Annotated in this window: 23 protein-coding genes and 1 pseudogene; 10 read left to right on the top strand and 14 right to left on the bottom strand. The window is 36.2% G+C overall.

The window, feature by feature from the left end:
* The first annotated feature begins 26 nt into the window (after positions 1-26).
* The 3 genes from ACQKFG_RS21945 to ACQKFG_RS21935 all read left to right on the top strand — a co-directional run bounded on the left by ACQKFG_RS21945 (position 27) and on the right by ACQKFG_RS21935 (position 1503).
* The gene (locus tag ACQKFG_RS21945) at positions 27-905 is read left to right on the top strand and encodes a LysR family transcriptional regulator (protein ID WP_427562816.1); all 879 of its coding nucleotides are present in this window, start codon (positions 27-29) and stop codon (positions 903-905) included.
* A gap of 7 nt (positions 906-912) precedes the next feature.
* Positions 913-1053, top strand: coding sequence for a tyrosine-type recombinase/integrase (locus ACQKFG_RS21940; RefSeq protein ID WP_353872802.1), 141 nt, complete (start codon positions 913-915; stop codon positions 1051-1053).
* Positions 1054-1164: 111 nt separating this feature from the next.
* Complete coding sequence (locus ACQKFG_RS21935; protein WP_427563068.1) at positions 1165-1503, top strand: tyrosine-type recombinase/integrase; 339 nt, start codon at positions 1165-1167, stop codon at positions 1501-1503.
* Between the two features lie 390 nt (positions 1504-1893).
* On the opposite strand, the pseudogene ACQKFG_RS21930 reads toward ACQKFG_RS21935, so the two are convergent.
* The 6 genes and pseudogenes from ACQKFG_RS21930 to ACQKFG_RS21905 form a co-directional block, all read right to left on the bottom strand.
* Positions 1894-2091, bottom strand: a pseudogene (locus tag ACQKFG_RS21930) (biotin carboxylase N-terminal domain-containing protein); the annotation flags it as partial.
* 114 nt (positions 2092-2205) lie between these two features.
* The gene (locus tag ACQKFG_RS21925) at positions 2206-2994 is read right to left on the bottom strand and encodes an adenylyltransferase/cytidyltransferase family protein (protein WP_427562813.1); all 789 of its coding nucleotides are present in this window, start codon (positions 2992-2994) and stop codon (positions 2206-2208) included.
* Positions 2995-3015: 21 nt separating this feature from the next.
* Positions 3016-4008, bottom strand: coding sequence for a 4-hydroxy-2-oxovalerate aldolase (gene dmpG, locus ACQKFG_RS21920; RefSeq protein WP_427562810.1), 993 nt, complete (start codon positions 4006-4008; stop codon positions 3016-3018).
* Positions 4008-4892, bottom strand: a complete 885-nt coding sequence (locus tag ACQKFG_RS21915) for an acetaldehyde dehydrogenase (acetylating) (protein WP_427562807.1) — start codon at positions 4890-4892, stop codon at positions 4008-4010. Before ACQKFG_RS21915 ends, dmpG begins: the two co-directional genes overlap by 1 nt.
* Positions 4889-5683, bottom strand: a complete 795-nt coding sequence (locus tag ACQKFG_RS21910) for a 2-keto-4-pentenoate hydratase (RefSeq protein ID WP_427562804.1) — start codon at positions 5681-5683, stop codon at positions 4889-4891. The genes ACQKFG_RS21915 and ACQKFG_RS21910 overlap by 4 nt, the downstream gene beginning before the upstream one ends.
* A gap of 14 nt (positions 5684-5697) precedes the next feature.
* On the bottom strand, positions 5698-6171 hold the full coding sequence (locus tag ACQKFG_RS21905; protein WP_427562801.1) for a flavin reductase family protein: 474 nt from the start codon (positions 6169-6171) through the stop codon (positions 5698-5700).
* A gap of 543 nt (positions 6172-6714) precedes the next feature.
* On the opposite strand from ACQKFG_RS21905, the gene ACQKFG_RS21900 reads away from it, so the two are divergent.
* The gene (locus ACQKFG_RS21900) at positions 6715-8010 is read left to right on the top strand and encodes an MFS transporter (protein WP_427562798.1); all 1296 of its coding nucleotides are present in this window, start codon (positions 6715-6717) and stop codon (positions 8008-8010) included.
* A gap of 361 nt (positions 8011-8371) precedes the next feature.
* Here ACQKFG_RS21900 and ACQKFG_RS21895 read toward each other — a convergent pair whose 3' ends face one another.
* Entirely contained in the window at positions 8372-10177 is a 1806-nt protein-coding gene (locus tag ACQKFG_RS21895; protein ID WP_427562795.1) for a V4R domain-containing protein, read from the bottom strand.
* A gap of 177 nt (positions 10178-10354) precedes the next feature.
* On the opposite strand from ACQKFG_RS21895, the gene ACQKFG_RS21890 reads away from it, so the two are divergent.
* The 4 genes from ACQKFG_RS21890 (at position 10355) to ACQKFG_RS21875 (ending at position 14640) form a co-directional block, all read left to right on the top strand.
* Entirely contained in the window at positions 10355-11251 is an 897-nt protein-coding gene (locus ACQKFG_RS21890; protein WP_353871740.1) for an alpha/beta fold hydrolase, read from the top strand.
* A gap of 24 nt (positions 11252-11275) precedes the next feature.
* Positions 11276-12445, top strand: a complete 1170-nt coding sequence (locus ACQKFG_RS21885) for an acyl-CoA dehydrogenase family protein (RefSeq protein WP_353871739.1) — start codon at positions 11276-11278, stop codon at positions 12443-12445.
* Between the two features lie 88 nt (positions 12446-12533).
* The gene (locus tag ACQKFG_RS21880; RefSeq protein ID WP_427562791.1) at positions 12534-13514 is read left to right on the top strand and encodes a VOC family protein; all 981 of its coding nucleotides are present in this window, start codon (positions 12534-12536) and stop codon (positions 13512-13514) included.
* An 85-nt stretch (positions 13515-13599) separates the two neighbouring features.
* Complete coding sequence (locus tag ACQKFG_RS21875; RefSeq protein ID WP_427563065.1) at positions 13600-14640, top strand: AbrB family transcriptional regulator; 1041 nt, start codon at positions 13600-13602, stop codon at positions 14638-14640.
* A gap of 569 nt (positions 14641-15209) precedes the next feature.
* Here ACQKFG_RS21875 and ACQKFG_RS21870 read toward each other — a convergent pair.
* The 3 genes from ACQKFG_RS21870 to ACQKFG_RS21860 all read right to left on the bottom strand — a co-directional run bounded on the left by ACQKFG_RS21870 (position 15210) and on the right by ACQKFG_RS21860 (position 17441).
* Positions 15210-15425 (bottom strand): hypothetical protein, encoded by a 216-nt coding sequence (locus ACQKFG_RS21870; RefSeq protein WP_369618983.1) that lies wholly within the window; start codon positions 15423-15425, stop codon positions 15210-15212.
* Between the two features lie 557 nt (positions 15426-15982).
* Positions 15983-16942, bottom strand: coding sequence for a hypothetical protein (locus ACQKFG_RS21865; RefSeq protein ID WP_427562787.1), 960 nt, complete (start codon positions 16940-16942; stop codon positions 15983-15985).
* A gap of 226 nt (positions 16943-17168) precedes the next feature.
* Entirely contained in the window at positions 17169-17441 is a 273-nt protein-coding gene (locus ACQKFG_RS21860) for a hypothetical protein (RefSeq protein WP_427562784.1), read from the bottom strand.
* A gap of 779 nt (positions 17442-18220) precedes the next feature.
* Between ACQKFG_RS21860 and ACQKFG_RS21855 the strand changes: the two genes are divergently transcribed.
* Complete coding sequence (locus ACQKFG_RS21855; RefSeq protein WP_427562781.1) at positions 18221-18541, top strand: hypothetical protein; 321 nt, start codon at positions 18221-18223, stop codon at positions 18539-18541.
* 227 nt (positions 18542-18768) lie between these two features.
* Complete coding sequence (locus ACQKFG_RS21850) at positions 18769-19107, top strand: hypothetical protein (RefSeq protein WP_427562778.1); 339 nt, start codon at positions 18769-18771, stop codon at positions 19105-19107.
* 340 nt (positions 19108-19447) lie between these two features.
* Here ACQKFG_RS21850 and ACQKFG_RS21845 read toward each other — a convergent pair whose 3' ends face one another.
* The 4 genes from ACQKFG_RS21845 to ACQKFG_RS21830 all read right to left on the bottom strand — a co-directional run.
* Entirely contained in the window at positions 19448-19957 is a 510-nt protein-coding gene (locus ACQKFG_RS21845) for a hypothetical protein (protein ID WP_192204163.1), read from the bottom strand.
* A 6-nt stretch (positions 19958-19963) separates the two neighbouring features.
* The gene (locus tag ACQKFG_RS21840; RefSeq protein ID WP_342615396.1) at positions 19964-20377 is read right to left on the bottom strand and encodes a hypothetical protein; all 414 of its coding nucleotides are present in this window, start codon (positions 20375-20377) and stop codon (positions 19964-19966) included.
* 627 nt (positions 20378-21004) lie between these two features.
* Positions 21005-21586, bottom strand: coding sequence for a cupin domain-containing protein (locus ACQKFG_RS21835; protein WP_427562774.1), 582 nt, complete (start codon positions 21584-21586; stop codon positions 21005-21007).
* 547 nt (positions 21587-22133) lie between these two features.
* Positions 22134-22488: hypothetical protein (locus tag ACQKFG_RS21830; RefSeq protein ID WP_427562771.1), on the bottom strand; the 355-nt coding region annotated here is incomplete at its 5' end.

The following is a 22488-nucleotide window of genomic DNA, read 5'->3' as shown; positions in this document are numbered from 1 at the left end:
TTAAAATATGGATAGGTGGTCAATAGATGGATATACGCCAACTACGTTACTTTGTGACAGTAGCGAATGAAGGTCAAATTACACGTGCTGCAAAAAAATTGAATATGGCTCAACCACCCTTAAGCCATCAGTTAAAGATAATCGAAGAACAGCTAGGGACCGCTTTGTTTATCCGGAACAGTAGAAGCGTAGAGTTAACGGAGGCCGGATTGTTACTTTACCAACGTGCGGTTAGTATCCTCCATCAAATCGATGACACTTTAATCGAAGTGAAAGAAACGGGAGATGGCATACGGGGACAGCTTTCGATCGGTACTGCGAAGACATGCGCCATGACATATTTGCCGGGAAGAATTCAAACTTTCCTCAGTAAATATCCACTCGTTACGTTTCGCGTACTAGACGGCCATCCCTATCAAGTCGTTAAGTTTGTAGAAGAGAGACTAGTAGAACTAGCTGTAGTTCGTTTCGTTTCAGACCTACATTTAGATTATGGATCAAGAACTTTACAAATAGAGCCTTATGTATTATTCGTTCCGAGTAAATGGGAGTGGGATCCCTCCAAAACATCCATTTGCATGAAAGATCTTGAAGACATCCCGCTCGTTCAGGTCGTCCGAGAAAACAAGTACGGGACATATAACGCCTTCCATGATACCTGTATAAAACAAGGGATCAAAACGAACATCGTCTGTGAATGTCATGACTCTGCCATTATATTTTCCTTTGTAGCTGCCGGGATGGGAGCGACTGTTCTGCCAAAATCAACGCTTCCCATTCACCAGTTAGACGATGTTAAAATTGTCGAAATAGAGGATTGTCCTCTGTATAATAAGACCACTCTCATCTGGGACAAAAAGCGCCCTCTATCGAAAGTTGCCCAGCGGTTTATGGAGATGTTTTGATTGAACTATTTATGAAGTATGTCCACTTCCACGGAGTAGGTTCCACAGTTTAAGGCATATCAGTGCTACTCTTTTAAATTCTCATAATGTCAACTTAAAGACAGTTTCTGAAAGACTGGGACATGCAAAAGAATTGAGGCTACGTTAAACGTGTATGGACTCGCTTTGAATAGGTCCTAGATAAAGGAAATAATAGAAGGCAAATACCATTGAAAGATAACGGAATGAATAGTATTCGGAGTTCCGTTCAGCTAGAGGAATAGACGATATAGAGACAGCAGAAGGAGACGACCCGCTCTTTACGACCAATACCGGCCGTGCCTACTCTCCCTCTTATTTGTCTCAATACATCACAAAAGCCATTAAAGAGAGTGGATTGCCTATTTTGAAGTTTCGTTATTCTTCCATTGGTCCTCATACATTTAGGCATGCTTTCGCCATCATTTCTCACTTGAATGGAGTTGATGTCTATCAGATTATGAAGAGTCTGGGCCATGAGCAGCTCTCCACTACAGAAATATATTTGGAGAAAGTTTTTGAAAAAGAACGCCATACGATTTATTTGTGGAAACCTGATGTGTTTGGAGTGTATATATAATAGAAGAAAGTCGTCATATTCAGAGTAGTTTTTGCTAATCTTAGATTCAATTGAATGGCGCACTCTTAAACGATCCATTTCGAATGGTTAATGATTGAAGATATGAAAAATTGTCCAGATTTAATAAAAGATATTTCCACACCTTGCAAGTAGTTTATTCAAACGTTTATACAGACTCCTAGATTATTTAATGGATCTTCTGTTGTCACGCGTGTTTGATTGGCAAAATCGAATAACGGAAAACCTTGTTGTTTTGGATCCCCTACTTCTTCACTTTTCTATCTGCTATATGAATTTGCGTTTGCACAATATCAATACCCGTTACCATGAAAAGTTGTGAAGCAGATGTAATCCACCCCGCAATTGCAATGATTCCCTCAATATCTAAGTATCTATTGGCTTTTTACCAGCACCAACTAAATACGATTCATCTGCTTTACATCGATGATATGAACCACTGTCTTCACGTGAATAAATCGCTACTGTTTTAATATTTAATCCTGTTAATGTACGCAATACTCGAATAGCAATTTCTCCACGATTTGCCACTAATACTTTTTTTTTAGCGTTTCTATTTTTTAAATCCAATCTATTTTATATTTATTAACGAAACAATTTTATTAATGGTTCTGTCAAATTTATCTGCGAGATAATGATTGGGGAAATGGACATACTATCAACGTAAAATCAAAGGCTAAATAATCAGCTTGATATAGTTTCGAATCGATCAATCCATTGTATCGTTATTAAATTCGGTAGTGTGGACACTTCATGATGAATCTGAATATATTTTTTACACTTTACAGTCGCAATACACTCAATAAAGGAATGTCGATCTTCAATCAATACTTTATAACTACCTACATTCGGTAACGAATAATTTGGTAGTAAACCATTCTTTTGACAATACTTAGTTCTATAAAAACGTCCCAATAGACTCGGTAATTCACTAAGCTTTCGTTCTGTTAAATACTTCCGAATCAAAGTCGAACTGATTTTTTGATTATTCCACTTTAGCTCCTCGACAACAGTTAAGCCTACTTGCTGTGTAGCCGCATAAACTGCCAGTGTTTTAACAGTACCACTTGCTTTTGCCCCATATGTGTAGTCGAAACCGCAAATAATTTCCTTAGCATTCAAACCTATAATATAATCATCTAAGAAATCGTTCGCTTCTACTTTAGCTAATTCCTTTGTAAATTCTACGATATAAAAAATATCTACTTCAAGCCCTTCTAGTTTTTCAACTTTTTGTTCTAGTGGCTCTAGATATGAGATTTCTATGTCCGAAAATAACACACTTTTTGGATGCGGAAAAAAAGAGAGAACCGCTAATGATAAATTTTGTGCTTTTGCTTTTTCTTTTGCTGATTGAATTACTTTTTGATGCCCTAAATGCACGCCATCAAAATAACCAAGTGCCATCGCTACATTGGAAGCTGATTGTTTTATCTCTTGTAAGTTATTGGAATTCACATAGATTACCTTCATTGCGATTCTCTCCTTTTTCTTTTATCTTGCTAAATTTTGTGCTACTTCATAAATTAAATCTTCTTGTCCACCAACAGCCTTCATTTGTCCGATTTTTATTAAAAGGTCACGTTCATCGACACCAAATTGTTTTGCAGCTTTTTGTGCATGTAACAAGAAGCTTGAGTACACGCCAGAATAACCTAAAGTTAAGCTACTACTAGTTATTTCTTGTGATTGTTGCATTATTGGTGCAATCACATCATTTGCTGTGTCCATTAATTTATATAAATTGATACCTGTTTCATAACCTAGTCGTTCTAAAACAGCAACCATTACTTCTGTTTGTGTATTACCAGCTCCGGCACCTAACGCGCGCATACTGCCATCAATATAAGTCGCTCCAGCCTCTACTGCTGCAACTGTATTTGCCATTGCCATCGATAAATTGTTATGGGCATGGAAGCCAATTTCGCATAGTAAAGTTTGTTTAAGTGCTGTAATTCGATCTGTTACATCTTTTGGTAACATTGCTCCAGCAGAATCTGTTACATAAACGATTTCTGCTCCGTAACTTTCAAATAATTTTGCTTGCTCTATTACTTTTTTAACAGGCGCCATATGGCTCATCATTAAAAATCCAGCTGTTTTCAAGCCAAGTTTACGAGCTAATTCAATATGTTGTGCAGCTACATCGGCTTCTGTTACGTGAGTTGCTACACGAACCATTTTCACTCCTAATTTCGCTGCATTTTCTAAATCCTGTTTTGTACCGATTCCAGGGATTAATAACACAGCCACTTCTGAATTTGTACATTCTGATACAGCAACTTCAATAAGCTTTAATTCATCAGTTGCTGACAAGCCGTATTGTAATGAAGAGCCACCTAAGCCATCTCCATGTGATACTTCAAAATAGCGAACACCCGCTGCATTTAAACCTTGTGCTGCTGCACGTACTTGTTCCTCTGTAAACATATGACGTACAGAGTGACTTCCATCTCGTAACGATACATCTAAAATATTTAATGTCATTAGATGACCTCCTTCTCGCGCTTTAAATGACGCGCCATTTCATTGCCAACTTGCACTGCAGCTGCCGTCATAATATCTAAGTTACCAGCGTATGTCGGTAAATAGTCTGCTGCACCATTAACTTCGACAAATACAGATACTTTCTTACCCTCAAAAATTGGTGATACTTTTAATGTATAACCTGGTACGTAAGCTTGTACTTCTGCTACCATATCCTGAATCGACTTGTTAATTGCTTCTTCGTGTCCTTTTTCTTCCACTAAAGCATGGATTGCATCACGCATAATAATTGGCGGCTCCGCAGGATTTAAAATGATAATGGCTTTCCCTTTTTTTGCACCGCCAACCACTTCGATTGCTTTAGATGTTGTACTTGTGAATTCATCGATATTTGCGCGTGTACCAGGACCTGCAGAAACACTTGCAATTGTTGCGACAATCTCAGCATATTCTACAGGCACAATACGATTTATTGCATGAATGATTGGAATCGTTGCCTGACCACCGCACGTAACCATATTCACATTTGATTTTCCGATATGCTCTTTTAAATTTACTAGTGGAACAGTAAATGGTCCAATTGCAGCTGGTGTTAAATCAATTACTTTTTTATTAGCAGCTGTTAATAGATCACTATTATGCTTATGTGCATACGCACTTGTCGCGTCATATACGATATCAACTAAATCAAGGCGCTCCATTAAGCCGTCAATCCCGTTTGAAATAATTTCATAACCGCGATTTTTCGCACGTTTTAAACCATCGGATTTCGGGTCAATCCCTACCATAACACTCATTTCTAATACTGGGCTGCTCTCAATTTTATACATTAAGTCCGTCCCTATATTTCCTGATCCAATAATCCCCACTTTAAGCTTTGTCATTTTTTCACCACTTCCTTCAAAATGTTAACGCTTACCTTTCCGAGTATACCGAAGTCAACTTCGAATTCATCGCCTGTTTCAAAGGTAACAGCTTTTGATAGTGCTCCTGATAAAACAAACATGCCTGGCTCGATAGAAATACCATATGCACTCACTTCATTTGCTAACCAAACAACCGCATTGAGTGGGTTACCTAACACGGCCGCGCTCGTTGCTTCGTCTAAAAATTCACCATTTTTCTTCACAATCATTGGAATATTTGTAATGTCTTCAATATCTTTAAGCAGTGTACGCTTTTCACCTAAAATTGCACCTGCTGAAGAACCATTGTCCGCCACTGTATCCTCGAATTTTATTTTCCAATTCGCGATACGGCTATCGATTACTTCTACTGCTGGTACAACATAAGCCGTTGCATCGATTACATCCCGCACCGTCACTTTTGGCCCTTTTAACTCTTTATTGAAAACAAATGCGATTTCAAACTCTACCTTTGGTTGAATAAAGGACCCAACAATTAAACCATCTGACTCGTCATATACCATCGTATCTAAAATAAAGCCGTAATCTGGAGTAAATACATTCAACATTTCTTGCATCGCTTTACTTGTTAAACCAATTTTTAGCCCTTTTACTGTCGCCCCTGTGTCAATCTTTTGACGAATTTGCGCTAATTGCACTGCATAAGCATCAGCAACTGTAATATTTTTATAGGTTTCAGTTAATGGTGCAATTGGCTGCTTCGTACGTTCTGCTTCAAGCACTGCTTCAGCCATTATTTGAATATTCATAGACAATCCTCCTTTTATGACTTAACTGTTTCTACCTTAGTCAATTGACGATATTTACCACTGAAGAACAATAACGGATTTTTATCCTCAAGACGGAAATCTACTACTTTACCAATGAATAATGTATGGTCACCTTCTACATGTTCTGATACGACCTCACATGCGATTTGAGCGATAGCCCCTTTTAATACTGGTAGCTCAGCTAACGTTTCAAATTCTACTGCTTCACCAGGGTTCCCAGCGAAATGACGTGAATAATGCTCTTGATCTTCCGCTAAAATATTTACTGTATATTTTTTAGATTGTGAAACTTTCTCTAAAAATTTTGCTTTATGTCCAATAGAAATTAAGACAAGCTTCGGATCCAATGATACTGACATGAAACCGTTTGCTGTCATTCCATGTGTTTCTCCCTCGTTTTCTGTTAAAAGAACTGTAACGCCTGTAGCAAACTTTCCCATTGAATCTCTAAATAAACGATTATCCATCCCATTTCCTCCATTCTTAACCGAATGATTTAATCATAAATGAGTCTATTTAAAATTATCATTGTGTTTTTTATTGAAATTGCGGATAAAAACAATAAAAATTACATAAAACCAAATTTGGATTTTTTGTGAATGCTTTTTTAGAAAAAATCAGATTTATCAATATATCCTAATGTTAAAAATTTCACTTTTGGAATGGGAATTTAGGTTTTTCTTGTTTGTTCTCTTTCAAACACAAATCAGTATCATTCTTTTTTTTCTTGTAAATCTCTTTTTTTTCAAATAGAATTCTTTTCATGGAAGATTCGCATTCCAAATTTTCCTAGTAGATAATATTATTCTTTAAAAGAAAGTAAAATGAATGCGTTTCTTGCAAAACAAATGGAGGTGTGAAATTACCCTAACATTTTTTGAAAGCGCTAACACTTGACATAGAGAAAAATAGGAACGTGAAATTACCTCAAGAGTTTTTAGAAAAATCTAATAATTGAATTACGAAACAATGTGGTTGGGGAAAATACGGTAATACAGGGGGCATTTTATATGCATTGGGTTGTATTAGGATTTCTATTCTTACTATCTGTTTTAAACTATACGGATAAATCAGTTTTAGGATTAGCCGCAGAATCAATCATGTTTGAACTAGATTTATCTTACGATCAGTTTGGTTTAGTAGGAAGTAGCTTCTTCGCTGCATACGCTGTCGGAAGTATTATTTTAGGTACATTAACGTATCGCTTCAACACAAAATATTTATTAATGATAATTGCTACTGGATGGACAGTTTCATTAGTAAGCGCTTATTTTGTAGAAACGTTAACACACTTAATTTTACTGCGTGTTGTCTTAGGTTTCTTCGAGGGTGGTACGCTCGGTCTGTGCATAGTGCACCTTGCACGATGGTTCACTAGTTCACAACGCGGTGTCGCTGCAGCTATCATGACTTCTGGTACAACAGTTGGTACGTATTTAGCTGCACCACTTTTAGTTATGGGTATTACAAATTTTGGTTGGCAACATACCTTCGCATTGCTAGGGGTAGCAAGCTTTGCATGGGCAATCTTATTCTTCTTTATGAGAGACGAGCCAAAGCAACCACTGATCGAAGACGTTAAATCTTTAGCTTCTAACAGGGAAGTACCGTTCAAGTATATTTTAAAAGTATTCATCAACCCTTATGTATTATCAATTTTAGTTGTAGGTTTCGTATCAATGTGGATTACAACTTGGGTTCTTACATGGGCACCAACCTACTTAACACAAATCGTTGGTCTTGAGCCGCAACGTATGAGCTTAATATTCGCTGCAATGGGTATTACTGGTACAGTATTCGCGATTTGTGTAGGTAAATATACAGACTTCTTATTCAAGAAAAATAAAAGCCTTATCAAATCTTATGACCGTGTATTAGTTACAGTATTACTGGTTGGTGCGGCTTCTTACGCAATGACAACAATTGTAGCTTCACCGGTTTTAGCATGTATTTTCTTAGGGATGGGCTTAATAATAAACACATGCTTATTACCGTTAAATACTGCGATTAAAACGTTGATTATACCGAAAAATTTAGTAGGTAGTGTAACAGGTGTTTCATTATCTATTTCAAGTATGGCCGGAGTAATCGGTCCATGGATTACTGGTTACTTAATTACACATGCAGGCGATGACGTTCGCTCTGGCTTCAACTTAGGGGTGTTAGTTATTGTTAGTTTATACGTTGTAACTGCAATAGTGTTATTAGCTACACGTAAATTAAAAATTACAGCAACTGAAAAAGAAGATGCACGTCGTGCTACTGAAGAAGAGCAAATGAACTTAGAAGTTGCTGCAGAGAAATAAAAATTCAACATGGGTTTATCCTATGTATCAGCCTGTAGACAAACTCAAAAAAATGAGTTTGTTTACAGGCTTTTTTGTTTAATAATGGTATTTACTAAGTAACTGTATCTTTCCATTTCGGTGTACGCTTTCCGCAGAAGTGTCCTGAGTTTCCTCGTCGCTACGCTCTACCAATTTTGAGTGCTTTATGTCCAAATCGAATGACAAAAGGCAAACAAGAGGTTAACTCTCGATACCTTTTGTCGTCAATATGATGTGTTTTTACTTTTTATCATTCAACTGTTTTCCGACGTACGCTTTAAACGATTGATAAAACATTTAAGTATTTCATTCTTTAAATCTCGTTAATATACTCCGCTTTTTATCTTGCAAATTCCTCAAAACTTAAGCTATCCGACAATATTAGCGCCTGAATAACTAATAAAGTATACGCTGCTGTTGATGCGTTTTTTAGTGAAATTTGTAGCTGCTCTTCAATTTGCTTTATACGATATTGGACACCGCCGATTGATAACGTCAACTCATCCATCGTTTCTTTCAAGCGCTGACTATTTAATAAATAGACATAAAGCGTGTGCAACAATTCTTTTTTACGTGGATCATCGAAATTGTATAAGTCTTTTAACGTCTTTTTCGCCATTTCATGCAGTTTCTCAATACTCATGTTCATTACGATATCGCCAAGCATTCCTAAATCTTCGTAATCTGTTAGTAGCTTTTGGTTTGGGAAGCGCTGTGCGACACGCGCCTCTTGTAGCGAACGTTCGAAATCTTTAAAGTTGCTAAACGTTCCGCTAAGCCCGATCAAATATTTATAACTGTTATTTTGCTTCTCCATCTTTTGAAAAATTTTCGTGATTTTCTTTTTCCAACCTTGCTTATCGCTATATTGCGAGTTAAGGAGCGCTACTTCCTCCCCGAGTACTGCAAAAATACAAGGTAAATCCCACTCTTTTGCCAACTTTGACAGCTGTGTTAGCTGGTCATGAATGTCAATAATTTCGTTATTTTTCTTTTTCTTTTTCACACTAATAATACCTGTAGAAAACGGTGGCTGAAATTTAAACGGTAAAAATTTATAGTAAGATTCGATATCTTTAATTTTTCGATTATGAATTAAGCGCTCTAAGAGCGAGCTACGCATACGTTGTTGTTCTTCAAACTGCGTCTCCTCGTATAAAATACATAACGCCACGACCGTCGAAATACGCTCTAAAAATAAGTGGTCGTTTTCATCCATACGCTTTTCATCAAAGTAAAAAAGTGAACAAGTGGCATAATTTTTTTTATTAATAAGTACAGGTGCCGTCAACTTCCAATATTTATCGCCTTTGTAATGCGAAACGTTGTGCTTATCGTCAAAATGCGATAATTTCGCCTTATCTTTTTTTATTACTAGTTGCTGCTCTTCCGTTAAACCAATCTGACTAAACGGATTGCCGTGAATATCCTCAATCAAAATCGGGATGTTTAACAGCTCATACGCAGCCTGAACAATTTCATCCATTGAATGCTTATCTGTTACTTTTTGCGTGAGCTGACCATGAAACATCGAAACTTTTTCGAGCATTTGCTTATGGTGCAAAAGTGCATCATATGTCATTTCAAGTTCAGATAAAATGTTATCGTTTTGATAAAGGTGAATAAGCTCCTCCTCCTCCTCGAGCCAATCGCGCTCCAAACGCACTTTAAACTCGCAGCACGGATCACCTTTTGCGACGCACTTGTACTCAACGGCAATAATTGACTCGCCAAACTCATATGTCAATGCACCACTCGCAAAGCCGCATAACATATGGCAAACACATTCATCTGCTAAACCGTAATTTTTAAGGTGTAATGCTGCCTCGAATGATTCTACCCATTGTCCCCACGTATCGACACATTCAATCTTGCCGTCCGGATGGCGCACAATTTCCCCCATGAAAATAACATCTTTTACGTGACCTAAGCGCGAATGTCTTTTACCGACAGGATTCATCGAGTTTTTATTTTGGAGATTATTTTTTGCTGATTCCATCCCAAACTCTTTACCAAATCGGAATAAAAAGCCTTTCGTTTTATGAGAGCCAATGTTGTTAATTAAATTGTTTTTTAATGTGTGGAAGGCATTTGCCGACATTAAAATATTTTTCGTTTCGCTAGAATCAAATGCAATTTCACTCATTAAAATCACATCCCCTTTGATTATCTATTCCCCATATTACAAAAACAAAATTTATTTTTCAATAAATTTTAAAGATTATGACTATTAATTCAATAAAAATCGCTATGACGTTTAAAATTTTGAACAGTTATACTCAAAACAGAAAATAATAGCTAATCAGTTCAAGGAGGAAAAACGATGACAATTTTTGAAGAAATTCATAATAGTTACATATTAGCAAACGGTGTACGTACACATTATTCTTGGGCCGGAACAGAAGGACCAGCTGTAATTTTACTACATGGTGCAGGACCTGGAGCTTGCGGCGCAGCGGGTTGGCGTTTTATGTTACCTGCATTAGCAAAAGCTGGCTTCCGTGCATACGCAGTAGACCAACTATCAATGGGCTTCACCGATGCACGCCCTCACGCTTGGCCAGTAAATGGTCATCAAAGCTTAGTGGATCATGTACATGATTTTATTGAAGCACTATGCCTAGATGAAGTATCACTTGTCGGCAACTCACAAGGTGCTTATGTTGCAGCTAAATATGCAATTGACCACCCTGAAAAAGTAAATAAAGTTGTTTACATCGGCAGTAATACAATTTATCAAGCTATGCATGAAGTACCCGAAAGAAAGCTACGTTCATTCTTAGAAGTGATTGGTTATGACTATACAGAAAAATCGTTACGTAAATTTATGTACCGTAATTCAAGTGAAGACACAGTCATTCCTGAAGAACTAATTCAACTACGTCATCACGCAGCAACTCGCCCAGGCGTAAAAGAATCAAATCAAGCATTCGATGCTTACTTAGCAAGAATGAATGAAGAACCAAAGCTTTGGGATCGTTACTGCATTAAAGATGCATTACCAAAATTAAAAATTCCCGGCTTATTCATTTGGGGTAACCAAGATACTGTTGCACCAGTTGAGACAGGCTATAAGCTTGAGAAATTATTACCGAACATTAAATTCGAATATATCAAAAACTGCGGTCACCAAGCACAAACTGACCAACCAGAAATCGTGAACAAGCTTGTCATCGGTTTTTTATCAGTGGAAAAAGATCAAGCAGTTACAGTACAATAAACTATTTTTGAAAGGAATGATCAAATGGTAACAGAAGTTGAAAGTAAAGTGCTTTATGAAGAAATTATGCAAAAAGCAAAGCGTATCGGTGAAGCTGCAGAGTTAGAATCAATCGAAGCAGATCTAAACTCGACAATTTCTCCACGCCTAACGGATATTATCCGCGAGGAGGGAATTCACCGTTTAATTTTACCGAAAGAGTTTGGCTATCCACAACTTGATTGGCGCACGTTCGTTGATATGGTAAGCACAGTTGGTTACCACAACTTATCTGCTTCATGGTTAACATACTTCTTCTCAGTGCACAACTCTTGGGTTTGCTACTATCCAAAGTACATTCGTGATGAAGTCATTAACCAAGGTGGCTTCGTAGCTGACGTATTTGCACCAATCGGCAAAGTAGAACCAGTTGAAAACGGCTATATCGTTTCGGGTAAGTACAATTTTGTAAGCGGTATTAATTACTGCGATTGGGTTGGCGTTGGCGCAATTATGAAATTCGAAGACAGCGATAAGCCTGAGCGTGTAGGTATTTTATTAAAAGTTTCTGACTTAGAAGTTATGAAAACTTGGGATTCGCTTGGTCTTCGTGGATCAGGTAGTAATACATTAATCGTCGATAAAGTTTTCGTTAAGCCTGATGCAATTTTACGCTTTAGCAAAATTAGCGAAAAGAGCCAACCACCGTATGAAGATTTCGATCAAGACTACTTATACTACAATACACCATTCTACCCTGGCTTCTATGTAGGATTCGCAGCGATGGCAATTGGTGGTGCAGAGCGTGTACTTGACGAATTCGAAAAGCATACAGCAGGTCGCGTACGCTTCTCTGGCATAAACGAAAAAGATTCTCCTACGAGCCAACGCGTGCTTTCGGAGTTAAAGCTTGAAATGCTTTCTGCTAAAAGTTTATTAAATGAATACATCAAAATGATGGAAACAGATAAAGGTAGCCCATACGTAGGTGCAAAATATAAAGCAATCCGTGCAAAAATTATCGATATGTGTACACAAATCGGCGTAAAATCACTACTTACTTTAGGTGGACACGCATTATTAAAAGGTCACCCAGTAGAGCTATTCACTCGTGACTTAATGGCAATCGCAACACACATTACTTCTTTATATGAAGACGGCATTTTAGGTTACGGTAGACATTTATTCGGCGTTAATACAAACATTCAAGGGTAATATTAGCATTCGAAAATATGATTTATAAAGATTCATATTTCACATGTCCTCTTATATATATAAGTAACTAACTATGAGGTGAATATAAATGGAAAAATTTCTTTACGCACCGGAAATTGCAAAATTAGGACACGTAGCTTTAGTGTCCGCAGACCTTGAAAAATCTTTATGGTTCTTCCGCGACACAATTGGCTTAGAAGAAACAGAAGTTGTAGATGGCGTACACTACTTACGAGCTTGGGGAGACTTCGAACACCATACATTATCAATTACAGCTGGTGAGACTTCTTACATCGATCACATCGGCTGGCGTACAAAACGTCGCGAGGACATAGCCACTTTCGCAAAATTATTAAAAGATGCTGGTACAGAAGTACGTAGGATAGCAGCAGGCGAAGAAGTAGCGCAAGGTGAAGCAATCCGCTTCGAATTACCAAGTGGTCACCACTTCGAACTTTATTACGATATGGAAAAAACACCTGCTGATGAATCCCGTAAATCAGTGCTTAAAAACCAAACTTATAAATCTTGGGCAAAGGGTGTATCTCCACGCCGTATCGACCATGTAAACTTACAAACTTCTCACGACAACGTAGAAATCGTAAAATATTTACAAGAGGCATTAGGCTTCAAGCTACGAGAATATTTCGTAAATCCAGACGATGTACAAGTAGCAAGCTGGTTATCAGTAACAAACTTAGTACATGACGTAGCAATCTTGTCTACATCACGTTCAAAAGAGCCAAACGAAATGCACCATATCGCTTACTGGTTAGACAACGCACAAGACTTACTACGTGCTGCTGACATTTTATGCGAAGCTGATGTACAATTCGTGGGTCCTGGTAAACACGGAATTTCTCAAGCAATGTACATTTACGTAAAAGACCCAGGAAGCGGCTTACGTCTTGAAATCTTTACAAACGGCTACTTAATCTTCGAGCCAGACTGGGAGCCAGTGAAATGGACTTATGAAGAATATTTGAAGAACGGCTCTGCATACTGGGGGGACCGTCGCCGCGATGACGTAGATCGTGAAGCACAAATAAAAGAACTAGCAAATTCATAATAACTAAACCACCAGTATTCATGATGATGAACGCTGGTGGTTCTTAAGTATATTATTATAGGAAGGGGTGTTACTGTTGAAGGCAATGTTAAAAGTGTTAGTCTTATCTTTAATTGGCGGTTATATTTTTAGCCTTCTGCACATCCCTATTCCATGGATGCTCGGCCCAATTGTTATTGTCATGTTAGCCCAATTTATTTATAAAGGGCCTCTCAAATGGTCCGGTCAAATGCGTGATTTAGGTGTCGTCATGGCCGGTACCGTAATAGGTGTACAATTTAACATCGATTTATTAGGCATGATGAGCTCAATTTTATTTTACATGATAACGCTAAACATCATTTTAATCGGCGGCTCAATCGGCATCGCCTACTTAACAGGCAAATGGGCAAAAATCCCGATGAAAACTGCTATACTAGGCGCTATCCCAGGCGGTTTAGGTCAAATCATCGTCTTTGCCGAGGAAGAAAAAGTTAAAGAAATCGGCGTTATTTCTTATTTTCAAGTAATTCGTCTATTACTAGTCGTTGTATTCGTACCGTTTATCGTCGCTGGCCAAGTAATGAGCAAGCAGCCAACTGACGCGAAGCTAACGATTAGTTTAGTATTATTAATTGCACTTGCATGGGTATGCTCACATTTAACGGAACGCATCCATTTACCAGTCGCATTTTTCATCACACCAATTATTTTGTTAATTACGTTGCAACTCACAACACCCATGACAATGCCAAAAGTACCAGGCATTGTCATGGACGTGGCACAGTTACTAATCGGCGCCCATATCGGCCTCATGCTCAAGCCATCTATGATTAAGCTGCCAGGACGAGTACTTATAGGCGGCATTTTCAGCGCATTCGCACTGATTGCCCTAGCATTTGGCTCAAGCTTCCTAATGTCGTTTGCATTGGACACAACATTGGCTACAAGTTTCCTAAGCACAGCCCCAGGTGGCATAGATCAAATGGTATTATTAGCTGATGCAGTTAATGCAGAGGTCTCGCTTGTTTCGATGTTCCAAATGTTCAGGCTACTGTTCATCTTTGTTTTAATTATACCTTTGATGAAAATGTTTTATGGTTGGCGAGAAAAAAAAGGGATTGTCTACACTCAAGAAAGCAGTTGAGTAAAGTATGAACATATAAAAGCGTATTTCGGTTAATTTCTATTTAGAATCTATAACTATGGAGAAGACGCTCTAAATTTATGTCAGTGGGGCGTTTTTTTGATTGAAATTAATATAGACGCAAGTTATCCGATATTAGTAGAAACACAATATTTTTCTGAATATGAAGAGACTTAGAATAATCGAAATGGACAACCAAGTAATCTTGAAATTTTCTTACCGAGTTGGTGATTCTTACCTTTCTTCGTTCAATGAATGAAATTCATTATTCCTAATTAATTACGATACCCATGTTCTATAAAATTTTTATTGATTATTATTACCTAATATTTATTACGAGATATTTGGTTAATAAAATGGGGAGATAACATGGAAACTATGTTTTGTAGAGAGAGTCACGTGTACTACGTTCAAGTAGGTTTTATTGAACAAATAAGTTCAATTTGAATCATTATATCCCAGATCTCTACTTCTTAGCTTCACTGGCTTCTTACCCGGTTTCTTTTTCTCATCATGGATCATCGTTCTCACACCGAAAAAGCACCCAAATTAATGGATGCCTTCTCCTTTTATTCATCAAATTTAAATTCTTTCAATAGATCATTTCTATATGAAATTGCATCTCGTTCAAAAACTTTTTTAAACCTATCTTCGTACTCTTCGCGGGTTATTAGTCCTTTTTCACCCAGTAATTCTACTATAGCTCTAACCCTTACTCTACTCGACACTAATTCGTTTGTCATATTGGATAATAAAATACCGATTTTCTCATAATCATCATTCATTTTTTCATCCCCTTTGTTTAACTAATTTGACAAAAGGGACAAATTCCCTGCAAAGAAAAGCACCCCAAATAATAGATGTTTTTCAATAGGTAAAATATATAAAATAAGGGCGGGCTGTCAGTTCCTCTTTTAGCCATACTCCGAGCATTCACGAATAATCGATTAAATTTTTTGCTGAATTTGGTGGGCAAATATCTATTTCATTTATTTACCTTAAATTTGCCCACCAAATAAAAAAACCTGACAAAAACTATCTAAGTTCTTGTCAGGGTTAGTAATTTTCTTATCTTGAGGGAGACTTTCCTTTTTTCTTATAATTCATTAATTTATACCATTAAAAAAGTATAATAATAAGATAAATAAGAAAAGTACCCAGTAATAAGAATGCCTAGTTTTTTTGTCTTTTTGTTTTTTTTTCTATAATTTGATATAAACAATACACAATCATTGCACTTATAAAAACACCTTGTAAATATATCATCATATTAGTTTATCTTCTTTATTTTAATAGATTATAAACCTCTTTCATATCTGTCTTAGCTGAATTGCATGCACACTTATTTTTTATCTTGAATAACAACTCTAAAGGAACCAAAAGTTTGTTGACTCTCATAACTATCAGCATTTACTTCATAAGGAAACGGGAAGGCGATGAGTTGGAAATTATTCTCTCTTTCGACTTCGGGTAGTTTAAAATCAAAAAGATATCTAGTTTCTGGAGGAACAGTGGTATGTAAGACTTCTGTGTTATCTATTATCGGAACTTGCTCCCAATCTTTTAAAGCTATGATTGCATAGCTGATTTGATCATTCGTCTCATTTCCGGCAGAGAGCTTAAGCTTTTTGCCTTCTTTTTCGGTCATAATTGATTGCAACTTTTCCTGACTATTTGTGATGGATATATTTTCATTTAATCCATCTTTCACAATCGCATCAGGTTTTACTTCCTTAAATTTTTTTACGTCTTTCCCGCTGTCAGCTTGGTTGATGGAAAACCGCATACTTAAAACTTGTTCTAAAATTCCTGCCCTAACTAGATCGAGCTCCTTCAATTTATACTCCGGCTTTTGCACGACTACAAAAGTCAATTCACTGGAATCCGAACGAATGGGAACAGAAACTTTAAAGTTTAAGGAGCTGTTAGGTTTCATATCAAAGAAATACTTATTTACGTCCTGCCCCTTATTTTCAACTTTAAACTTTACTTGTTTATAATCTTCAAAAATAAGTAAAGCATACCTTCTGTCCTCATCAATATTGTTGTCTACTGAGGCAATAACTGACACTTCATTGTCTGTGCTAGTAAGCGTACTTCCTTCATCAATAATTTTACCACTCAAATTTTCCAACCCATACCCAATCGAACCATACTCAGCCCCATTCATTACTTCACGTTCTTCTTCAACCTCCCCCATATCTGAAGTGCTTACTTCTTTAGGTGGCGATGAAGAAAAAAACCAGTAAGAAACTCCAAGCAATAGCAAAATAGATAACGCTGCTATGTAGTATTTTTTCATAAACCAATCTCCTCCTAATTAAAAGAGATACGCAATGAGCTATATCTCTTCATTATTTTTCTATCACCAATTAACAATATGCCTTTGTTTGACCAGCAATAGTTTTATAACCTTTAAGTTTAAAAATATGAGTCCCAAAGCGAAATCATTCAAGAAGTAGAATGTTCCGTTCATTGTTTTAACTCAATATAGTCCGCATTGGTAGCACTTGCAGATTTTGATTTGATTAAAGAACATCACCATTATAGGTTTTAGCTTGTGCGTAAATATAACCCTGCAACCTGTTCGCAGATGATTTAGCGACTGCATAGGTGCTCATCAAGGGTGGGGAATGTACATCTAACCTTCCTTTAACTTTATTCTTCGCTAGAATGTCTGGTTCTTGAGTAAATGATTTTTCTTGTGAATTTACCAGACCTTCAGTTTCTGCTGCATATGCCCCCGTAGCAGAAACTAAAATTGCTGAACCTAAAGCTATTACCATTGATGATCTTTTCAACTAGAATAGCTTCAATGGTTTTTATTAACAAAAACTAATTATATATTAAACACGCAAAAAATATTCCTTTTCATATAAAAAAAGGAATATTTTAGTTATTTTATCTTTTTATAGTTAAAAATATATAGGATAACTAATTAATATAACTAAAGTTGCTATTGCTCCCTAAAAGACTGCCGGTAATAAAAAAGGGGTTTTTACGATTGTGAATTAGAGAAAAAGGAAGTTATAAAATACAGGGAAAAGAAAATCATTATATTACGACACACACAAATTCCTCCTTTATCCATATGTTCCTCTTTTTATAAAAATTTTAAATCGTTCGATTTTCAAGTATTACATTATAATTCTTCATCACTATGATTTACTTTTTGGGATGGAGGCGTTAATGTAACCGGATTTATTCTCAACAAAGGTGATACGGATGCGACAGATATTCAGGTTGCAGAAGATGATAATAAATGTTTAGGTGCATTAATACGCATCTCTGACGACTCCACTACTGTTCAATCTGGCAATAAGAGCAACATTGACCTAGGGGTTCCTTCACTCCCGGGTAATATGATTAAGGAAATAGATCACGCAGAAATTAAAGCAATTCGTTATTATTGTGAGGAAAAACAATGAACATAACATCAAGGTTTACTTACATTCAAAAGGAACGAGACTTTTTACAGAGTAGAAGTTTCCCAGTACATATTCCTAGGTATGAACCTAATCATCCTCCTTTTCTTTGCATACTCTAAATCAAATAAAGAATAGAGGAGGAATCGCAAAAAATGGATTATATATACACAGATGAAGATATAAATTTAAATGATTTAAGAAGACGTATTGGTTTTGGAGGTCACTTTGGAGGTTTTGGAAGGCCTTTTGGGTTCGGGAGACGGCCTTTTGGGTTTGGAAGACCTTTTGGATTTGGGAGACCTTTTGGGTTTGGATTTCCTTTTTTAGGTGGTCTTGCTGCTGGAGCTTTGCTTTCAGGACCTTTTTATGGCGGCTATGGTGGGTATTATGGATATGATGGATATGGATATGATGGATATGCATATCCAGGCTATGCACCATATCCTGACCCATATTTATATTACCCTTATTGAGAAAAAAAGTAAGCGACTAATTACAAGAACGAATGGATTTGTAAAGATAATCTACTTTAAAAGCCCTTCTCACATTGAGAGGGGTTATTGTAAATGTGTTAAATGTGGTTCGTAACAGGAAATATAAAACATAAATAATGTTGATATTCCTAAGTAATAATCTAAACTTCTTCCTTACCTTTGCATACTCTAAATCAAATTGAAAAATAGGGGAGAGATTACTTGGAATGTGTGAATTAAATGGAGGTGTAAATATAGTTGATTTAAGGAGGATTACTGTAGGTGGTATTGGTCCCATTGGAGGGGTTGGACACATTGGTGGTGTTGGGCACATTGGTGGTGTTGGACATGTTGGTAGTATTGGGCATGTTGGTCCGGTTGGTAGTATTGGATATGCTGGTCCCACTGGAGATTATGTTGGTATTGGTATTAGCTATGGATTTCCTTTCGTAGGGGGACTTGCTGGTGGAGCAATTCTTACAGAGCCCTTTTATGGTGGAATTGGTGAATATGGATACCCTGGATATGCTCCATATCCAGATTTTTATTCATACTACACTTATTGAGAAAAAAGTTAGTGACTAAGATCAAAACGAATGTAAATGTAAAGATATTCTTATTTAAAAGCCGGGATTTTTGTTTGCATAAAGATTAGCAACACGCCAATTCTAACTAGTTAATTGTGAAGTTATACATCATAAACATTTATTTAATTATGGATAAGTTTATTAATGCTTGAAAGGCTAATACCACTGCAATAAATGAACCAATAAGAAATAAAACAGTGCCTCCGAGTGTAAACACCCTTCCTATTAAGGTGTTTTTCGCCTCTTCAATCTAGGAAATATCGTTATTCATATATAATTGCCTCCGACCTACTGAATTTAATATTAATAACTGCAAAATTCACTGTTGATAAAAATGGGGATAAATAAAATTTTGTAAGAAGATCACTTCTCTTTTTAGAGATTCGGTAATCAAATGTAAAGATTTCATATCCTGAGTTAATGTATTTATTTGTTTTTCCATTTTTTTAATTTTTCTACTTTGTTCCTTTGCTTCTTGTTCTGCTTTTTTCTCTAATAAAGCTGTTTGTTCAATTGCGAGTGCAGTAGCCCCTGTAGATACCATGTCTCCAATAGTCACCAATAGGCTTCCAATCAATGCTAATATAAAGCCTGCATTATGCTCTGATCCTGCATTGGCGGTATTTGGATTCTTAGTAGCTCCTTCTCCCTCTTCAACTTCTTCAATCTCTTCAAATTCTTGGGCCTCTTCTTGGGCCTCTACAGCAATCCCGATAACAGTGATGATATTCCCTATGTTTACAATCATTTCACCAAAAAAATCAATCTTATCCGCAGTATTAGTAGGTAAGGAATACAATATATTATTTTCATCAGGTCCTAGGTTCAAAACATCTCACCTTCTTGTTTGTGAATTTAGCTTTTCAATCAAACCCAGTGTAGTTTCAGTTAATTCCTGTTGAATAACTTTTAATATAGAAATTTCATTCATAATATCAGCTTCTTTTATTTCTGCGGGTGTTACACTTTTAATTCTTAGTATTAAGCTGTTTAGACAAATTAATATATCTTTAAATGCTTTGATCAATAATCCATGTTCCGCTTCTAAAATATACGGAGGAGAAATTGTCTCAAGAGATTGTATACTGCTTTGACTAACACTTATTGCATTTTTTATATCCAAACAGTATTGTTGATAATTAGAAATAGTTCCATTTGAATAAATAGGATAAATCATATTAGAAATATATACTAAGTTCCCTCCAACTAAATGGAGAGTTTGACCGTATTGCTTGAAATTTTTTCTCATACGAATACCTCCTGGATTTACCGAAAAACTTTGGGCTGTTTGCTTAGATAATGTATGTAAAAGGAAATAAAAAGGTTCATTTGAAAAGATTATAATCAAAAAATAAAAGGTCTGATTTTTTTTACTAATAGTGATGAAATAAGGATTTTTGACATGATATTAAAACACTTAGCAGTCTTTGATACAGCCGGTATACTGGCATTATAAAGACAGAGAAAGACTCCTTAGTTTACAAGTTAATATGCATATCACGAATTATGGTGACTGGGCATCCAAAGGGGTTAACGTATATCATTAATGAAATAACATTCAATCGAATAATACAAAAATGCCCCTCTCGATAAGAGACGGGCATTTTTGTATGGCGTATTATTGGGGATAGTCAATAATACTTATCTCCATTCATTTTCTAATTAACCTAAATTCCCCCATGATTGAGGAGAATGGGACAGTGATGAATACAAAAGGATTATTAAAAGTGTATTTACTTCATTTACTTTTTTTTATAAAAAATGGAGCCCCACTCGATTCAAAAAGGGCTTTTATTAATCCATAACGATTACACTAATGATATCACTGAAGAATATACTCAAAGTTATGGAGATGGGGATTTTTTAAAGGTTTGATCTATTGCCATATCCGATGCCCTTCTTCCGAAGCCAATGCATCTGCTTTGGTAACATGAACAGTGCCAAATGGATGGTTAGGAGGAGCATATATCGAATATAGTTTTAGAGGAATGTTACCTGTATTGGTTACATTATGCCATGTGCCAGCAGGTATCATTATTGCAAAATCATCATGGACGTTTCGTACAAAGTTTAAATTATCCTGTCTATTCCCCATTTGAACAACCCCTTGACCTTGCTCAATACGCAAAAATTGGTCAACATTAGGGTGAATTTCTAAACCAATATCTTCACCAACTTTAAGACTCATCAGTGTAACTTGCAAATGTTTTCCTGTCCAAATAGCAGTACGATAGGTAGTGTTTTGTTTCGAAGCCTCGTTGATATTTACTACAAATGGTTTTGGTCCATAATCTTTTGCCTCATTATGATTTCTTCCGTTTGATGTTTGTAAAAAACCCAATTGATTAGCATTATTAACAAGCCAATAATCAGGATTTCTTAAATGGTTATACATAGGTACATTAACATAATAAAGATTTTGATATTCATAGGGATGGATATAAGGAACATAATACATTTTTCTCAATCCTTCAGTTTTTAAAATTATCTTATGCACTTGTTGAGTAAATGTACTCTTAACAGAGCTATAAATAAAAAAACCATCTCGATAAAAAGGGATCGATGGTTTTATTCCGAGGGTTATTGAAAATGTATTCCTTCAATTAATTTTTATTTATCGCAAAAATGTATGCCTAGGATATATTCATAAAAAAAAGCCGTCCAATGAGACGAACAAGAGTAATATATCATGATTAATCGGGCATTTATCGGTCGTTTTTCGGGCGTTAGCTATATTTTTTCTAACAAATTTTAAATGTCATTATAAAAAAATAGACACGTTCTTATTTTTTAATAATGATGATATGATATCCACTTTCAACACCCTTTTTTCCCTACAAATTCGACAAAAGAAGATGATTTCCTGCAAAAAGGCACCCCGAAAAAAAGTATTAAAAAACGCCTACCCAACGGGGTAGTCGCTTAGGATATATATTCAATAAAAGACGGAATGCGGAGCAAACCATCCTTAAGTATAATTTCTGAATTTCACTCTACATTAATTTTTAATAGGGAGAGTGCTCATTCATTTTTTGAAATTGTTCATATAATAGGAATACAGGGATACTTGTCCAAAAAAAGGCGACCTTGAAAAGTAACTTAAAGTATAGCAAAAAAGGAGTGATATTTTTATGTCTAATCACGATGATTGTTGTATGAAGAAAAAACGATGCAATCATGACCAGCATGATGATGGTTGCATGAAGAAAAAACGATGCGATCATGACCAGCATGATGATGGTTGCATGAAGAAAAAACGATGCGATCATGACCAGCATGATGATGGTTGCATGAAGAAAAAACGATGCGATCATGACCAGCATGATGATGGTTGCATGAAGAAAAAACGATGCGATCATG

Source organism: Peribacillus sp. NPDC076916 (genome assembly GCF_050269675.1).
Taxonomy (GTDB): Bacteria; Bacillota; Bacilli; order Bacillales; family DSM-1321; genus Peribacillus; species Peribacillus aracenensis.
The sequence above is the reverse complement of the archived record's forward strand: the minus strand, read 5'-3'. Positions and strand labels throughout refer to the sequence as shown.

Bases quoted from the DNA above. Each gene is read 5' to 3' on its own strand.
- ACQKFG_RS21945 (WP_427562816.1), top strand. From the start codon at position 27: ATGGATATACGCCAACTACGTTACTTTGTGACAGTAGCGAATGAAGGT.
- ACQKFG_RS21925 (WP_427562813.1), bottom strand. From the start codon at position 2,994: ATGAAGGTAATCTATGTGAATTCCAATAACTTACAAGAGATAAAACAA.
- dmpG (WP_427562810.1), bottom strand. From the start codon at position 4,008: ATGACATTAAATATTTTAGATGTATCGTTACGAGATGGAAGTCACTCT.
- ACQKFG_RS21915 (WP_427562807.1), bottom strand. From the start codon at position 4,892: ATGACAAAGCTTAAAGTGGGGATTATTGGATCAGGAAATATAGGGACG.
- ACQKFG_RS21910 (WP_427562804.1), bottom strand. From the start codon at position 5,683: ATGAATATTCAAATAATGGCTGAAGCAGTGCTTGAAGCAGAACGTACG.
- ACQKFG_RS21905 (WP_427562801.1), bottom strand. From the start codon at position 6,171: ATGGATAATCGTTTATTTAGAGATTCAATGGGAAAGTTTGCTACAGGC.
- ACQKFG_RS21900 (WP_427562798.1), top strand. From the start codon at position 6,715: ATGCATTGGGTTGTATTAGGATTTCTATTCTTACTATCTGTTTTAAAC.
- ACQKFG_RS21895 (WP_427562795.1), bottom strand. From the start codon at position 10,177: ATGAGTGAAATTGCATTTGATTCTAGCGAAACGAAAAATATTTTAATG.
- ACQKFG_RS21890 (WP_353871740.1), top strand. From the start codon at position 10,355: ATGACAATTTTTGAAGAAATTCATAATAGTTACATATTAGCAAACGGT.
- ACQKFG_RS21885 (WP_353871739.1), top strand. From the start codon at position 11,276: ATGGTAACAGAAGTTGAAAGTAAAGTGCTTTATGAAGAAATTATGCAA.
- ACQKFG_RS21880 (WP_427562791.1), top strand. From the start codon at position 12,534: ATGGAAAAATTTCTTTACGCACCGGAAATTGCAAAATTAGGACACGTA.
- ACQKFG_RS21875 (WP_427563065.1), top strand. From the start codon at position 13,600: ATGTTAAAAGTGTTAGTCTTATCTTTAATTGGCGGTTATATTTTTAGC.
- ACQKFG_RS21870 (WP_369618983.1), bottom strand. From the start codon at position 15,425: ATGAATGATGATTATGAGAAAATCGGTATTTTATTATCCAATATGACA.
- ACQKFG_RS21865 (WP_427562787.1), bottom strand. From the start codon at position 16,942: ATGAAAAAATACTACATAGCAGCGTTATCTATTTTGCTATTGCTTGGA.
- ACQKFG_RS21855 (WP_427562781.1), top strand. From the start codon at position 18,221: ATGGATTATATATACACAGATGAAGATATAAATTTAAATGATTTAAGA.
- ACQKFG_RS21850 (WP_427562778.1), top strand. From the start codon at position 18,769: ATGTGTGAATTAAATGGAGGTGTAAATATAGTTGATTTAAGGAGGATT.
- ACQKFG_RS21840 (WP_342615396.1), bottom strand. From the start codon at position 20,377: ATGAGAAAAAATTTCAAGCAATACGGTCAAACTCTCCATTTAGTTGGA.
- ACQKFG_RS21835 (WP_427562774.1), bottom strand. From the start codon at position 21,586: ATGTATTATGTTCCTTATATCCATCCCTATGAATATCAAAATCTTTAT.